The organism is Flavobacterium sp. J49, assembly GCF_011742145.1.
GTDB lineage: Bacteria > Bacteroidota > Bacteroidia > Flavobacteriales > Flavobacteriaceae > Flavobacterium.
In genome coordinates, this window is the sequence record NZ_JAAQQU010000099.1 from 128,719 (window position 1) to 143,848 (window position 15,130).

Sequence of the window (15,130 nt, forward strand, 5' to 3'; positions counted from 1 at the left end):
CTCAAAAAAAACTTTACCATCATGACTAAGCGAATTTCCGTTTCCCTTCTTTTTTTATTTTTAACCACCACTTCTTTCGCCCAAAACGATTATGCCAAATTAGACAGTTTGTTTACGCTCTTGGAAAGCAATAACAAATTCATGGGAAGTGTTGCCATTAGTGAAGGCGGAAAAATACTTTACAGCAAATCTGTCGGAGTAACCGATATCTACACCAGAAAAAGAGCTACAGCCGCAACCAAGTACAGAATAGGCTCTATTTCCAAAATGTTTACCGCAGCCATGATTTTTAAAGCGGTGGAGGAAAAGAAATTATCATTGGAACAAACCATTGATTCTTATTTTCCATCGGTTCCCAATGCGAATAAAATAACCGTTTCTAACCTGTTAAACCACCGAAGCGGGATTTACAATATCACCAACAGCGGTGATTATTGGACCTATTACACCCAACCCAAAACCGAAGCTGAAATGGTAGCTATTATCGCCAAGACCAAAAGCGATTTTGAACCTGACAGCAAAGCCGACTACAGCAATTCTAATTATATTTTATTGAGTTATATTTTAGAAAAGGTTTACAAAAAAGCATACGGGGAAATCTTGACCGAAAAAATTACCAAACCGTTGAATTTAAAAAACACCTATTTGGGTAACCGAATCAGTTTAGGGAAAAATGAATGTTATTCGTTTTCGTATAAAGAAGAATGGGTAACCGAAAAAGAAACCGATCCCTCTATTCCCATTGGCGCCGGAGCGGTGGTTTCAAATCCTACCGACTTAACTTTATTCATCGAAAACTTATTTGCCGGAAAAATAATTTCTAAAAAAAGTTTAGAACAAATGACTGTCATCAAAGACAATTATGGCATGGGTATTTTTCAAGTGCCGTATGATAAAAGAAAAGGCTTTGGTCATACCGGAGGTATTGATGGTTTCAGTTCGGCACTTTATTACTTTCCCGACAGCAACGTTTCTGTGGCTTTGACCTCAAATGGCAGCAATTATGAAAACAATGATATCATGATCGCTTTGTTAAACACCTATTATGCTTTGCCTTTTGAACTGCCGGTCTTCAAAACTCTTTCGCTTACAGAAGAAGAATTGGATAAATACCTGGGAAATTATGCCAGTGAGGAATTGGCAATGACCATTAAAGTAACCCGAAAAGCAGATAAACTCTTCGCTCAAGCCACCGGACAAGGGGAATTCCCATTAGACGCGGTTAGTGCAGATACTTTTCAATTCTTAGTAGCCGGAATCAAAATAAAATTTGCTTTAGCCGACAAACAAATGACCTTACTCCAAGGTGGTAAAAGTTATCTTTTTAGAAAAATTTAAGTTGGCAACAATAGTCTGAACCGGAATTATAATTACATTTAATCTATGTTTAGACACCAAGGCAAAGCCCGGACTTTTTTGCACAACCTGCGACTGGCAGCTTTATTGTCGTTGGTTGCCGGTATTGTAAATATCACCGGTGTTTTGGCTTTAAAAACGCTTACCACAAACGTTACCGGACATTTTGCCTACTTTGCCGAAGAGATTATGCGCAAGGATTATTCAATTGCGATTACTTTTTTGGTCTTTACCTTATGCTTTTTATTGGGTTCGTTTACCGCAAATACTATCGTAGAAATTGTTTTGCAAAAGAAACCCAGATTGGCTCATGTGGTTCCCATTGCTTTAGAGATTGTAATACTTACGGGTGTGGCTTTGTTTTTTGGAACTTCAACTATCTATGAGGTTCACGGAAAAATCGAAGCTTTTCTGTTGCTTTTGGCCATGGGTATTCAAAATTCATTAGTAACCAAAGTATCGCAGTCGACCGTGAGAACAACTCATTTGACAGGTTTATTTACCGATTTGGGAATTGAACTGTCTCAATTGTTCTTTTACAAAAAACCCGAACAGCAGACCAAACTTAAAACCAACATTTACCTGAGATTATCCATCATTTCATTTTTCTTTATCGGTTGTGTTTTGGGTGGATTTGCTTATGGTTATCTCAAAATTAAAACCTTGCTGATCGCTTCATTTGTATTGATAATTGCCTTGTTTTACGATTATCTCCGACTGAAGTTTTTTACTATAACCCGAAAGACACACTAATTTTCTATGTTGCTATTTAACCGAACCTATTTTCTGCTCACTCTGCTTTTATTTGTTACCGAAGTCTGTATTGCTTTATTTGTTCACGATAACTTTGTTAGGCCTTATATAGGCGATGTTTTGGTCGTAATCCTGATTTACTGTTTTGTAAAATCGTTTCTGAAAGTATCCGTAACCAAAGCAGCCATTGCTGTTCTGCTGTTTGCTTTTACTGTTGAAACGCTGCAATATTTAGCCATTGTGGAAAAATTAGGATTGGAAAACAACAAAATAGCCAAAATCGTAATCGGTACTTCTTTTTCTTGGGAAGATATTTTGGCTTATATTATCGGTATTGTGATGGTGATGGTTTCCGAAAGATTTATTTCGAAGCAACAAACCCTATAATAGGCCGTTGTACTTGCGGATAAACCATTCGGCAGCGAGCGATAACGCTAATAAAACGAGTAACCAAACCCAGTCTACCAAAGGCGATTTCTTAGTGATGGTTTTCTGAATGGCTTTGTAGCTTTCGTCTTCCGACAATTGCTTGATTAATCCATCTATTTGACTTGCTAAATAAGCTTTCCCTTGGGTTTGGGTAGCCAATTGATTCAACTTATTCCAATCCGGATTGACGAATTGTTTCTCAATATCAAAATCTAACACTTCAAAACCACTGGAATAGGAAGAATTGGAGTTCAGTTCTTTAACAGTAAACTTATAATTCCCCGCTACTAGTCCATCCAGATTTACTTGGAAAGCATTCGTAGTTCTGAGTAAGTCGTAGTTTTTGACTTGTTTGGTTTTGGTATTGGTCACCGAAATCGTCAATCTTGCCCTTTCGTCTAGTTCGTAGTTTTTATTGAAATATTGTGCAGTAATTTCAATGCCTTCACCCGAATTGTAGAAGCGCTCGTGGTTAACGACCAAAGATTTTCGGGCATTGTTAGAAGCCAAATACTGTATGGTTTTGTCTAAGAAAATGTCAAAGTCAATAAAGTCTTTTTTGGCCAAAAAGTAATCGGCGCGCCATTTCCAAATATTTTCCCCGAATAAATAAGCCGAGCGTTTGCCTTGCTCTTCATTGAAAGTCAACAAAGGCTGATTGGTGGCGATATTGCGAATGGTGGATGATAATAAGGTGTTTGTATTTCCTTTGGCAGTAATGGTTCCGAATGGATTTTCCAACGGTGGAAATTGCTCGAAACCGATATTATCCAAAGCAAACAAATTAAATTGGCTGTCAAACGAAGCCAAATAATCTTCTTTTTGCGAACTCATTTTAAAGCTAAACTGGCTTTGATTTTGGTTCAAAAAATTGAAATCAGTGTCATTCCCTGTGATAATCCACGTATTGATTTTGGCATTGGCATTTTTTTCAAAAACCGCTTTGAAAGCCACAGTGGGTTGGTAAAAAATTAAAATATTATAGTTCTCTAAACTACTGACTTGGTTAGGTTTAAGAATGGTTACTTTTCGTTGGGCATTAGTTTCAATACTGCGTTTTATGGCACCCAAATCAGGATGCGACATGTCTGAAATTAAGGCGACTTCGGTCTTTTGATCGATAACTTCAACCGCAAAATTCTTGGTATTGTTATAAGTGTTTTTTTCCGTCTCTTTCGAAGAAATAGTGGCTTTCAAAATCTGCAATCCAACGCTGTTTGCCGGTAGTAAAACATTGAGTGTAGCTGACTTTTTGCTTGGTGAAAAAGCCACGGTTTGCTCATTTAAAACCGAGTTACCCTGAGTAATCTTAAATGAAGCATTGATGCTTTTGGTCCCCGAATAATTCAGGAAAACTTCCACAGGATATTGGTTTTTGTGGAAAGCGTATTTATTAACGTTCAGCTGTGTTACTCTCAAATCCAAATAAGTAGTCGTATCGCCTACCACTAGAGGATAGACTTTATTATTGGGATTAAATCCAAAAACATAATCTTCACCCGATGTTTGGTTTCCGTCAGAGATTAGAACCGTGGGAAACGTTTGGTTTTTATAGATGTTCTTCAGGTTTTTGGCCACAACATCAATATTCGATTGTGTGCCTTTAAAATCTATCGTATCCGATGGCAAAAAGTCTGCATCAAACTGATATGTCTGCACTTCAAACTTATCGTTTAAAGCACCATTATCTTTTAGTTTCTCAAACAATTCCAGCGCTTGCTTATCCGACTTCAAATCGGCCATCGAAGCCGAATTGTCAATCACTATAGGCAAAGGCGTTTTAACCGTTTCCACCGTTTTGCGCGTAATGATTGGATTTATCAACAATAGCAACAAGCCAAAGACTGAAAAGAAACGCAAAAAAGCCAAAAGCAACGTCACTTTCGACTTGCTTTTGGCCTTATATAAATATTGGTAAAATGACACAGCAAACGCTATTCCGAATGAAAGTAATATCAATAAAATAGTATTTGTCGTCATTTAAGTGTCTCGATTAGAATCCCTAATTCGTAATTCGTAATTGCTAATTAAGTAAGCATTCCTCCGCAAACATTCAATACTTGTCCGCTAACGTAAGCACTCATATCCGAAGCGAAGAATAAACAAGCATTCGCAACATCTTCCGGAGTTCCACCGCGTTTTAACGGAATAGAATCTCTCCAACCTTGTACTACATCATCGTTTAATTTGGCGGTCATTTCGGTTTCAATGAATCCCGGCGCAATCGCGTTGCAACGGATATTTCTCGACCCTAATTCTAAGGCTACCGATTTGGTAAATCCAATCATACCGGCTTTTGACGCGGCATAGTTGGCCTGACCTGCATTACCTTTAACACCAACGACAGAACTCATGTTTACAATAGAACCTTTGCGGTTTTTTAACATGATTTTCTGAACGGCTTTGGTCATATTGAAAACTGATTTCAAATTGATTTCGATTACTTTATCAAAATCCTCTTCGGTCATACGCATTAAAAGGTTGTCTTTGGTGATTCCGGCATTGTTGATTAATACGTCAACGTTTCCGAAATCGGCCATAACATCGTCTACTAATTTTTGCGCTTCGTTAAAATCGGCTGCGTTTGATTTGTATCCTTTGGCTTTGATGCCTAAAGCAGTTAATTCGTTTTCCAATGCCAAAGCACTTTCGGCAGAAGAACTATAAGTAAAAGCCACATTGGCTCCGTGTTGGGCAAAAACTTTAGCGATACCGCTTCCGATTCCTCTACTTGCGCCGGTGATGATGGCTACTTTTCCTTCTAGTAATTTCATATGCTTAATTATTTCGTTTAAAAATTCTGTTACAAATATAAACTAATAAAAATCTTTAAAAAACAAGTTGTAAAAAAACCCGAATAGTTTTTGATATTCGGGTTTGTATATTTCAAAATCCTATGTATTAATTCTTGACAAACTTACTATTGAAGATTCCTTTGTCAGAGACAATTTTTATGATATAAGTTCCTTTTGAAAGTCGGGAAATATCTATAGCTGAATCATTTGATACCGCTTTAATCTGTTGAACCGATTGTCCTAATAAATTATAAACTGTGACCTCTTTTACCAAAATATCGTTTTTAACTTTAAGATTTAAAACATCGTGAACCGGATTAGGGTACAAAGCAAAATAATCCGAAAAAGATAAACTAGGAGTATCTAAAACTACGGTAGAATAGAATTCGTCTATGATAAATGAATTGTTATTTGGCGTTTCATCAATTACTGAAGATGAAACTGTAGCTTCATAATGAAGCATATCGCCTTCATTTAAAGTGGTACCGAAATTCATATAAAATATTATTTCAATGGTTCTTGACTCAAAAGGTTTCAAATCTGAAAAATCCCAGTTCAATAGGTTTGTCGATGCAGCTGCTGTTGGAACAGAAGACAGATAATCTTGTTGGTTATCATTAAAAGTCAAACTAACATTTCCTGATTGTGTATTTGTACCAACGTTTTTATAGGTTAATAAATAATAATACTGATAGGCATTTGATGCTACATTTGTTCTTATCAATGTAACTTCCAAATCTGGATGCGAACCATTTGGAGTGACACAAAAGTTTTGGACTAATGGTGTTGTTGTGCTCGTAAGCGATAGTGTTTGGGAACTTGGTGACACCGAGAAATATGTTGTATTTGCCAATTGCGGCGTGATGGTTATTGTCGTAGACTGAGAAGCTGTATTGAATACTCCGCTGTTATTAGAATAAATATTTGCGGTGTTAGTACCATCTGAAAATGTAAACTGTAATCCAGGAAAAATAATATCTGTATTATCGCATCCGTCGGTCAATTCATCATATCTTGTTAATCCCGCAACACCATAGACCGGGTTTCCGGGAACAAAAGAACAAAAGGTGTTTGCAAAACAATTATTATAACCATATTCGGTAATTTTATTTTGTATATCCGACATTTGCATTTCATCGGCACAAACATACTGCAGATTTGGATTCGCCGAAAAATCAACCGATGATTCCACAAAATTATTCCTAAGCCCTAATTGGATTAAATTATTGTTGGAACAATTTAAATTGTAAAGATTGGTAACATTACTGGCATCCAGGTTTGTTAATAAATTATTTTGACAATAAAGGGAGTGAATATTGTTCGCATTGCCAAGTGTCAATTGGGTTAACTGATTATCAAAACATTGCAAAAGAGACATTGCAGTCATTCCTGTTACGTCTAAACTTGTTAATTGATTTCCCTGGCAGCTAAACCATTGCACTTGAGAAAGACCAGCAACATTCAATGAAGTAATATGATTGTAAGCCAGTGCTAAATTTGTAAGTTGTGTCAATGAAGTTAAATCAAGATTAGGGATATTGTTTCCGTAGATTTGGAGTTCGCTTAGGTTGGCAAAATTCTCAATACCAACAAGGCTGGTGATGTTGGCATTGTAAAGCCATAATTTGGTCACCATCTGGGCTTCTGAAACCTGAATCTCACCATCATTATTAGTATCTATTTTCACAAAAAGGTTGCCCGGTATAGATGCAGTACCACTGGCAATTTGCAAACCCGGTGCAGCTGCTAATAATCTTGCTTTAAAATTAGCATCAGGGAAGTTGATTATCTGTGCCTTGCAGAAACATGCAACCATAAAAAAAACGAAAGTGAAAGTAATTTTTTTCATTTGTATGGAATCTGAACATAAATGTAAGCAATTTCATTAATATAAAAAAATGTTTTCATTTTTTAAACCTTTTCCTTTTTATTAAGTCATAGCACTCAACTAACCAACCAAAACCAATTTTATGTTTAAAAAAATCGCCGCCGTTGTGGTCGTTGCCCTCTCCTATTCTTGTGGTAGCGACGAATCTTCCGAATATGTAGAAATTGACCCTTATGCCAATATAACCGCAACATTTGGAAGTAATATCAATCCTAATAACTTGGCCAATTACGCCAATCAAACCATTCCCAATTACATCACTAAAGACAATACCGCCGGAAATCTGATTACGAACAAAGGCGCTACTTTGGGTCGGGTTTTGTTTTATGACAAAAATTTGTCTTCTAACAATACCATCTCTTGTTCGAGTTGTCACCAACAGGCCAATGCTTTTGGTGATACCAGTATTGCCAGTACCGGTGTAAATGGTACGACAGGCCGACATTCCATGCGTTTAATCAATACCCGTTTTGCCAATGAAGTACGATTCTTTTGGGATGAACGCGCTCTAAACCTGGAAACCCAAACGACGATGCCTATCAAAGACCACGGCGAAATGGGTTTTAGCGGTACCAACGGAGACGAGGCCTTTAGTGGTTTGATTACCAAGCTTAGCAATATTGGTTATTACAAGGAGTTGTTCCAATTTGTTTATGGCAGCGAAGAAATTACCGAAAACAAAATCCAATTGGCTTTGGCGCAATTCATCAGAAGCATACAATCATTTGACAGCAAGTATGATATTGGCAGAGCGCAAGCCGCTAACGAAGGACAACCATTTGTGAATTTTACACCACAAGAAAACCAAGGTAAAAACTTATTCCTATCGCCTCCTGTTTTTGATGCTACGGGTAATAGAACCGCAGGCGGATTAGGTTGTGCCGGTTGCCATGCCGCTCCTGAGTTTGATATCAATCCGAATACCGGAAACAATGGTATTATTGGTACCATTAACGGAACCGGAATCGACATTACCAATACCAGAGCACCGAGTTTAAGAGACTTGTTAAAACCGGATGGAACGCCTAACGGTCCCATGATGCATACCGGAGTAATTACGACATTACAAGCTGCGATTGGTCATTATGGCACCATAAATTTAGCACCTGGCAACACTAATTTAGACCCAAGGTTACGTCCAAATGGTTTTGGACAGCAACTGCATTTAACCGCACCCGAAGTCAATGCCGTGATGGCGTTTCTTAGAACCTTATCCGGAAATAATGTGTACACCGACCCGAAATGGTCCAATCCGTTTCCGAATTAATATAACATTTATTGTAGAGACGCGATGCATCGCGTCTCTACAATTGTTTTTCTAGCCCACTACCCTCAATTAAGTTTTTTAGCAAGGCTTCTTCTGCTTGTAATACTTGCAGTTGTAACTTAAGTTTCATCAATTCTTTTGGACCGTTTTTATCAAGGCTCTTTTGGACTTTTTCTTTTAAAATTGATATAGCTCCGGGATGCAGTGCTTCTTCATTAACCTGTTTTTTTAAATAATCAATCAGTTGGAGTAGTTTTAATGCCGATTGACAAGCTTCTTCCATTTTGGGTAACTTTCTAATGATACCCAACTGATAATATTCACAGTCCTTTAAAGCTTTTTGGAGAAATACTTCTTTTTCTTCCTCTAGCTTTGGAAAATCCTTTGCTTCAGGTGCTTTGGCAGTAGCCATGAAAAATTCTATTGCTGTTAATCTTTTTGAAGCGATACTTGGTAATTCTCTTGATTCCAACTCATATAGTGCCAATTGCAAACGTTTAGTCTTTAATAGCATTGCCATTTCTTCTTGAGTCAGATTTAATTCATTTCTGAGGTAGGCTCTTTTTTTTTCCATTTGTAACAAGTTTATGTGTAACAATCATAATTGTTACATGTTTTTTTGTTACATATAGAGAACAAATAAGGTGCCAAAGCAAAAAAGCCCCGATTTCTCGAGGCTTTTCATTTATATATAAAGTTGCGGAATCAATTATCCCATCACTTCTTTTACTTTTTTACCAATCTCAGCAGGAGAATCTACTACGTGGATACCACATTCTCTCATGATTCGTTTTTTGGCTTCCGCTGTATCATCAGAACCACCAACAATAGCACCGGCATGCCCCATTGTTCTACCTTTTGGTGCGGTTTCCCCTGCGATAAAACCAACTACCGGTTTGCGGTTACCGTCGGCTTTAATCCAATGAGCAGCATCCGCTTCTAATTGGCCTCCGATTTCACCTATCATGATGATACACTCGGTTTCAGGATCGTTCATTAATAATTCTACGGCTTCTTTAGTGGTTGTTCCAATAATTGGATCTCCACCAATTCCGATAGCGGTTGTAATCCCTAATCCTTGTTTTACTACTTGGTCTGCCGCTTCATAAGTTAAAGTACCTGATTTAGATACAATCCCTACTTTTCCTTTTTTGAATACAAAACCCGGCATGATTCCCACTTTGGCTTCTTCAGGTGTAATTACACCCGGACAGTTCGGACCTACCAAACGACAGTCTTTTCCTTTTACAAAATTGTACGCTTTAATCATATCAGCCACCGGAATACCTTCAGTAATAGCAATGATTACTTTGATTCCCGCATCGGCAGCTTCCATAATAGCATCAGCGGCAAAAGCAGGCGGTACAAAAATGATAGAGGTATCGGCTCCGGCTTGTTCTACAGCATCTTTAACGGTATTAAAAACCGGACGGTCTAAATGGGTTGAACCACCTTTTCCCGGTGTTACACCACCAACTACATTGGTGCCGTATTCAATCATTTGAGAAGCGTGAAAGGTTCCTTCACTTCCGGTAAATCCTTGTACTATTATTTTTGAATTTTTATTAACTAAAACGCTCATGTTTGTGTTTGTTTATTTGTGTTTATTTTATGTGTTGCAAAAGTATGAAATAGTATTCAGTGTTCAGTATTCAGTATTCAGATTTTTGTAAAATTACTATAGTTGTCACTTTAAAATGAATAATATTCGTATTAAAGATTGTAATATAAATATGTTTAATCTTTAATAACTTTTTGAACATGACTAACCCCATCTTCAGTAATTATCTTTAAAAAATATATTCCTTTTTTGAAACTTGAAATATTGATTTCATTTGTATATTGATATGAGTCAAGTGTTTTTCCTGTAATGTCCATAAAAATAATCTCCTTTGCAAACTCACTTATATTTAAAATACCGACTGAAGGATTAGGATATACCACAATTTTAGGTTTTTGAGTATTCACTATAGGTTTAACTTGCAGAGATGGACTAATCTCTAAAACGCAAACTAAAAGTTCACCTCCAGCATGTATTATTTTGTCTTGAAACCATACATAAAGGTGGTTGCCACAAAGGGTATTATCATTAGATATAATAATTTGCCAAGTTTGTCCACCATCTTCAGTTTTATATACATCTTTAGTGTTGGTATTGATGCCATAAGCGTTTAATTCATCAAAGAAATAAAATCTTTGCGGAAAGTTAATATTGACATAATTCCATGTTAGCCCTCCATCTTCAGTATAAACCCAAGAGCCGGTTCCAAGATTCCTAACATATATTTTATTTGGATTAACAATTTGAATTTCAGCTACTTTTCCATATATAAATGAAGTTACTTCATTCCAAGTTGTTCCGCCATCAACAGTTTTCCACATCATACCGGAATAAGTAGAAGTGCCAACTGCTGCAAAACCAATTTGTTCATTAGCAAATTTAACTTCTCCCACTTGAATCATGTTTGTAAATTGAGACCAAGTAGTTCCGCTTCGCTTAATCAAACCATCATTTATTGGCGCACCCGGATTAGTCCCTACAAAGAAATCACCATTATCCTTTAGCCAACATTTGGTATATGCTGATGAAGAAGGTTGAATTGGAGTTGGACTGGTCCAATTTTGTCCAAAATTGGTGGTTGTGGCATAACCTGTTGGTCCTACTACAAGTCCATTCCCATTTTGTTTCATACTAATTGATTTATAGAGGGAATTGGAACCTAACGCTTTACGCTGCCAGCTATTTCCTCTATTAGAAGTATAATAAATTGAACTCTGGGTAGGCCCTGAACCAACCATGACTCCTTCGTTATTGTTCATAAACTGGATGTCATTAGTAGGCATGTATCCTAAAATAGGGTCATAAAAAATAGACCAAGCAGTTCCCGAAGGATTGTTGGCTTTATAAATAGTTCCTCCGTCTCCCGCAACTATAATATCATTCCCTCTGAAGGTCACCGCATACATACGGCTTATTCCGGTATTACCGCCGGGAACCGTTATGGTTTGAACCGGAGACCAAGTAGCTCCTAAATCGGTAGACATGGTAAAAGCCCTACTGTTACCCACCATGTACAAATTACCATTATGTAAACGAATATCATAAGCAAGTCCTACTTCAGTATCTGTAAGAGACCATGTAACCCCTTGGTCAATAGTTCTGTATACTTCTCCTAATGAGCCTACAGCAAAACCTATATTCTCGTTTACAAAAAGCAACTCATTTAGCGTATAAGAACTGGCTTGCAATTGGGTCATACTCCATGTTATTCCTTGGTCGGTAGTTTTTAATACTTTTCCGTTACTTGTGATAACAAATCCTATTTGATCGTTTACAAAATGAATATCAGTAATATCAATTCCGGATGCCATCAGAGTAGATGAAATTGTTATACTGGTCCATGTTTGGCCACCATCAAGTGTTTTTTGAATAAATCGTCGATAACCTGCTATAAAGCCTACATTGTTATTAAGAAAAAAAATTCTTCTGTGGGTAACTGTACTACCATAATTTACATTTGAAAAAGTTTGCCATCCATCAGTTGTTTTTATTAAACCGCCGAAAGTATTAATGAGATATCCCGTATTATTATCCAGCATAAACAAATCAGATGGTGTGTTTGAAGAATTTAGAAACATGGACCAAGTAACGCCATCTGTGGTCTTATACAGTCTAACAGGAAGTTCCGCAAGAACATAAGTTGTTCCGTTTGGGGTGGTTTCCATATCGCGAATGGCATTAGTGGTGTTAAATGGTGTAACCGTTTTCCATTGCTGAGCACTAGAGTAAAAAAAAGAGAGACAAGTAAGTATTAATACTATTTTTTTCATGGGATTTTTTTATAAACAACTATAGTTGACTCATCTGATAGCCGCGGTATAATTTATCGTCTTTGACTTCCCACACGACCATGAAGTGCGCCAACATCATTTCCTCTCTGGGATTTTCAATCGTTTTCACGTAATGAGCATAACGAACAGCAACCGTATTACCGTTGGCAACGATATGAGAAATTCTTGATTTGGAACGAACATAAGCTTTACTCAATTCCATACTCAAATCAACGATTTGACTTTTGTGAAGTTTCAAAAAACCTTTGGTACTATGCCATTCCAAAACAACATCAGGATGCAGTAAAGCTTTCACTTTATCAGCGTCTAACAATACATCCGATTTGTAAAATTCTTGAACGATAGCTTTAGCGCTCATATCTATTTTAGTTTATTTAAAATTTCAGGTATTTTCTTGATATAGGCAAATTGCTTCATCTTTTCACGAGCCTCATCTATTGGCGTTCCCGAATAGGTTTTTCCGCCTTCGATTGATTTGCTTACGCCGGTTTGACCTAAGACTACCGCTTTGGCACCAATAGTTATACCACTGGTGGTTCCCACTTGTCCCCAAAGCGTCACTTCATCTTCAATGACTACACAGCCGGCAATTCCGGTTTGGGCCGCAATCAAACATTTTTTTCCAATAATGGTATCGTGACCCACGTGAACTTGATTGTCAATTTTAGTACCGGCACCTATGGTAGTATCTCCCGTAACGCCTTTGTCAATGGTACACAAGGCACCTATCCCAACGTTATCTTCAATAATTACTCTTCCACCCGAAAGCAATTGGTCAAAACCTTCCGGACGTTTTTTATAATAAAAGGCGTCGGCGCCCAAAATGGTTCCCGAATGAATAATGACATTATCGCCAATCACAGTATTATCATACACTATGACGTTGGCATGCAACAAACAGTTTGTACCGATGGTTACATTGTGACCAATAAAACAATTGGGTTGAATCACTGTTCCCTCGCCTATTTTGGCAGAAGCCGAAACACTGGCATTGGCTGCTACAAAAGGGCGGAAATGCTTGGTCAACTTATTAAAATCTCTGAAAGGATCATCGGAAATCAACAACGCTTTGCCTTGCGGACAATCGACTTCTTTGTTGATTAAAACAATAGTCGCCGCCGATTGTAGCGCTTTGTCATAATACTTAGGATGGTCAACAAAAACAATATCACCCGGTTCAACCACGTGAATTTCGTTCATGCCATGAACCCCAAAATCATCGGCGCCAACATAGTGACAGTCGATGATTTCAGCGATTTCTTTTAGCGTATGTATTCTTGGGAACTTCATATTTTTAGTGTTCAGTGTTTAGTCTTAAGTGTTCAGTTTTTCTGCTAACTGACCACTGAATACTGACCACTATTCCTTTACTCTTTCCATATAAGAACCGGTAGCGGTATCAATCTTGATTTTATCTCCTTCATTAATGAATAAAGGAACGTTTACCGAAGCTCCGGTTTCCACTTTCGCAGGTTTGGTAGCATTGGTAGCGGTATTTCCTTTTACACCCGGTTCGGCATAAGTTACTTCTAAAACGATAGAAGCCGGCATATCAACCGATAAAGGCAAATCGGTTTCTGTATTGATTTGAACCATTACGCTAGTCCCTTCTTTTAATAAATCCGGTGCGTCAAGGATGTTTTTATCCAAAGTGATTTGCTCATAAGTTTCCGTATTCATAAAATGAAACTGATTCCCTTCCGCATATAAATATTGGAAATTTTGCGTTTCCACTCTAACCGTATCAATCTTATGTCCGGCCGAAAAAGTATTGTCTAATACCTTACCGTTGGTTAACGATTTCAATTTGGTTCTAACGAAAGCCGGACCTTTACCCGGTTTTACGTGAAGGAATTCGATGATTTTATAAATATCGTGATTGAACTTAATGCATAATCCGTTTCTAATATCTGATGTCGATGCCATTGTAATGTGTATTTGTTAATGCGTTTATTTGTTTATTTGTTTTTAATAAGATCCTGAATAACCTTTCATGATTCCTCTTGATGAATTTCGGATAAAATCCAAAATCTCGTCGCGTTCCGGTGTGGCTTCCATTTCTCCTTCAATGATAGCCATGGCTTGAGAAGTGTTATAGTTTTTTTGGTACAATATTCTGTAAATATCTTGTATCTCTCTGATTTTTTCAGAAGTAAAACCTCTTCTTCTTAAGCCTACCGAGTTGATTCCAACATAAGAAAGCGGTTCTTTCGCAGCTTTGGTATATGGTGGAACGTCTTTACGTACTAATGAACCTCCGGAAATCATAGCATGATCACCAATGTGAATGAATTGATGAATCGCTGCCAAACCACCAATGATGGCATAGTTCCCCACGATTACGTGTCCGGCCAAAGCCACGCCATTTACGATAATGGCATTATCACCGATATGACAATCGTGAGCAATATGGGCAGTTGCCATGACCAAACAGTTTTTTCCGATTACCGTTTGCCCCGAAGCAATAGTTCCGCGGTTGATGGTCACACATTCTCTAATGGTTGAATTGTCGCCAATGATGGCCAGCGAATCTTCTCCGCCAAATTTTAAATCTTGTGGTACAGCGGCAATGACGGCACCGGGAAAGATATTACAGTTTTTCCCAATACGAGCGCCTTCCATGATAGTCACATTGGAACCTATCCAAGTACCTTCCCCAATAATCACATTATTGTGAATGGTGGTAAAAGGTTCGATAACAACATTCTTAGCGATTTTGGCACCAGGATGTACATAAGCTAACGGTTGATTCATATATTTATGTTTTTGTTGTTTGTGGTATATCGTTTT

Annotated in this window: 14 protein-coding genes; 4 read left to right on the forward strand and 10 right to left on the reverse strand. The window is 37.6% G+C overall.

Annotated features, from left to right (window positions below):
• The first annotated feature begins 21 nt into the window (after window positions 1-21).
• Genes HA632_RS04865 through HA632_RS04875 form a run of 3 tightly spaced genes read left to right on the forward strand, consistent with a single transcriptional unit; the run spans window position 22 to window position 2,496 of the window.
• Complete coding sequence (locus HA632_RS04865) at window positions 22-1,338, forward strand: serine hydrolase (RefSeq protein WP_176306086.1); 1,317 nt, start codon at window positions 22-24, stop codon at window positions 1,336-1,338.
• Between the two features lie 45 nt (window positions 1,339-1,383).
• Window positions 1,384-2,109 carry a YoaK family protein gene (locus tag HA632_RS04870; RefSeq protein WP_176306087.1) on the forward strand — a complete coding sequence of 242 codons (726 nt, stop codon included), beginning with the start codon at window positions 1,384-1,386 and terminating at the stop codon, window positions 2,107-2,109.
• A gap of 6 nt (window positions 2,110-2,115) precedes the next feature.
• Window positions 2,116-2,496: a DUF2809 domain-containing protein gene (locus HA632_RS04875; RefSeq protein ID WP_176306088.1), complete on the forward strand. Its 381-nt coding sequence runs from the start codon at window positions 2,116-2,118 to the stop codon at window positions 2,494-2,496.
• On the opposite strand, the gene HA632_RS04880 is transcribed toward HA632_RS04875, so the two are convergent.
• The 3 genes from HA632_RS04880 to HA632_RS04890 all read right to left on the reverse strand — a co-directional run bounded on the left by HA632_RS04880 (window position 2,491) and on the right by HA632_RS04890 (window position 7,182).
• A complete protein-coding gene (locus HA632_RS04880; RefSeq protein WP_176306089.1) occupies window positions 2,491-4,518 on the reverse strand; it encodes a hypothetical protein in 2,028 nt (675 codons plus the stop codon). The genes HA632_RS04875 and HA632_RS04880 overlap by 6 nt on opposite strands.
• A 47-nt stretch (window positions 4,519-4,565) precedes the next feature.
• Window positions 4,566-5,312 carry a 3-oxoacyl-[acyl-carrier-protein] reductase gene (gene fabG / locus HA632_RS04885; protein WP_176306090.1) on the reverse strand — a complete coding sequence of 249 codons (747 nt, stop codon included), beginning with the start codon at window positions 5,310-5,312 and terminating at the stop codon, window positions 4,566-4,568.
• 127 nt (window positions 5,313-5,439) lie between these two features.
• A complete protein-coding gene (locus tag HA632_RS04890) occupies window positions 5,440-7,182 on the reverse strand; it encodes a T9SS type A sorting domain-containing protein (RefSeq protein WP_176306091.1) in 1,743 nt (580 codons plus the stop codon).
• Window positions 7,183-7,303: 121 nt separating this feature from the next.
• Between HA632_RS04890 and HA632_RS04895 the strand changes: the two genes are divergently transcribed.
• On the forward strand, window positions 7,304-8,488 hold the full coding sequence (locus HA632_RS04895; RefSeq protein WP_176306092.1) for a cytochrome-c peroxidase: 1,185 nt from the start codon (window positions 7,304-7,306) through the stop codon (window positions 8,486-8,488).
• A gap of 37 nt (window positions 8,489-8,525) precedes the next feature.
• Here HA632_RS04895 and HA632_RS04900 read toward each other — a convergent pair whose 3' ends face one another.
• From HA632_RS04900 to lpxA, 7 genes are all read right to left on the reverse strand, one after another.
• Entirely contained in the window at window positions 8,526-9,062 is a 537-nt protein-coding gene (locus tag HA632_RS04900) for a hypothetical protein (RefSeq protein WP_176306093.1), read from the reverse strand.
• Between the two features lie 135 nt (window positions 9,063-9,197).
• Window positions 9,198-10,070, reverse strand: a complete 873-nt coding sequence (gene sucD / locus HA632_RS04905; protein ID WP_176306094.1) for a succinate--CoA ligase subunit alpha — start codon at window positions 10,068-10,070, stop codon at window positions 9,198-9,200.
• A 155-nt stretch (window positions 10,071-10,225) separates the two neighbouring features.
• Window positions 10,226-12,319, reverse strand: a complete 2,094-nt coding sequence (locus HA632_RS04910; RefSeq protein WP_176306095.1) for a YCF48-related protein — start codon at window positions 12,317-12,319, stop codon at window positions 10,226-10,228.
• 19 nt (window positions 12,320-12,338) lie between these two features.
• The gene (locus HA632_RS04915) at window positions 12,339-12,698 is read right to left on the reverse strand and encodes a nuclear transport factor 2 family protein (RefSeq protein ID WP_176306096.1); all 360 of its coding nucleotides are present in this window, start codon (window positions 12,696-12,698) and stop codon (window positions 12,339-12,341) included.
• Between the two features lie 2 nt (window positions 12,699-12,700).
• Window positions 12,701-13,630, reverse strand: coding sequence for a UDP-3-O-(3-hydroxymyristoyl)glucosamine N-acyltransferase (locus HA632_RS04920; protein ID WP_176306097.1), 930 nt, complete (start codon window positions 13,628-13,630; stop codon window positions 12,701-12,703).
• 69 nt (window positions 13,631-13,699) lie between these two features.
• Complete coding sequence (efp, locus tag HA632_RS04925; RefSeq protein ID WP_176306098.1) at window positions 13,700-14,266, reverse strand: elongation factor P; 567 nt, start codon at window positions 14,264-14,266, stop codon at window positions 13,700-13,702.
• A 42-nt stretch (window positions 14,267-14,308) separates the two neighbouring features.
• Window positions 14,309-15,094 carry an acyl-ACP--UDP-N-acetylglucosamine O-acyltransferase gene (gene lpxA, locus HA632_RS04930; RefSeq protein WP_176306099.1) on the reverse strand — a complete coding sequence of 262 codons (786 nt, stop codon included), beginning with the start codon at window positions 15,092-15,094 and terminating at the stop codon, window positions 14,309-14,311.
• Window positions 15,095-15,130: the final 36 nt, after the last annotated feature.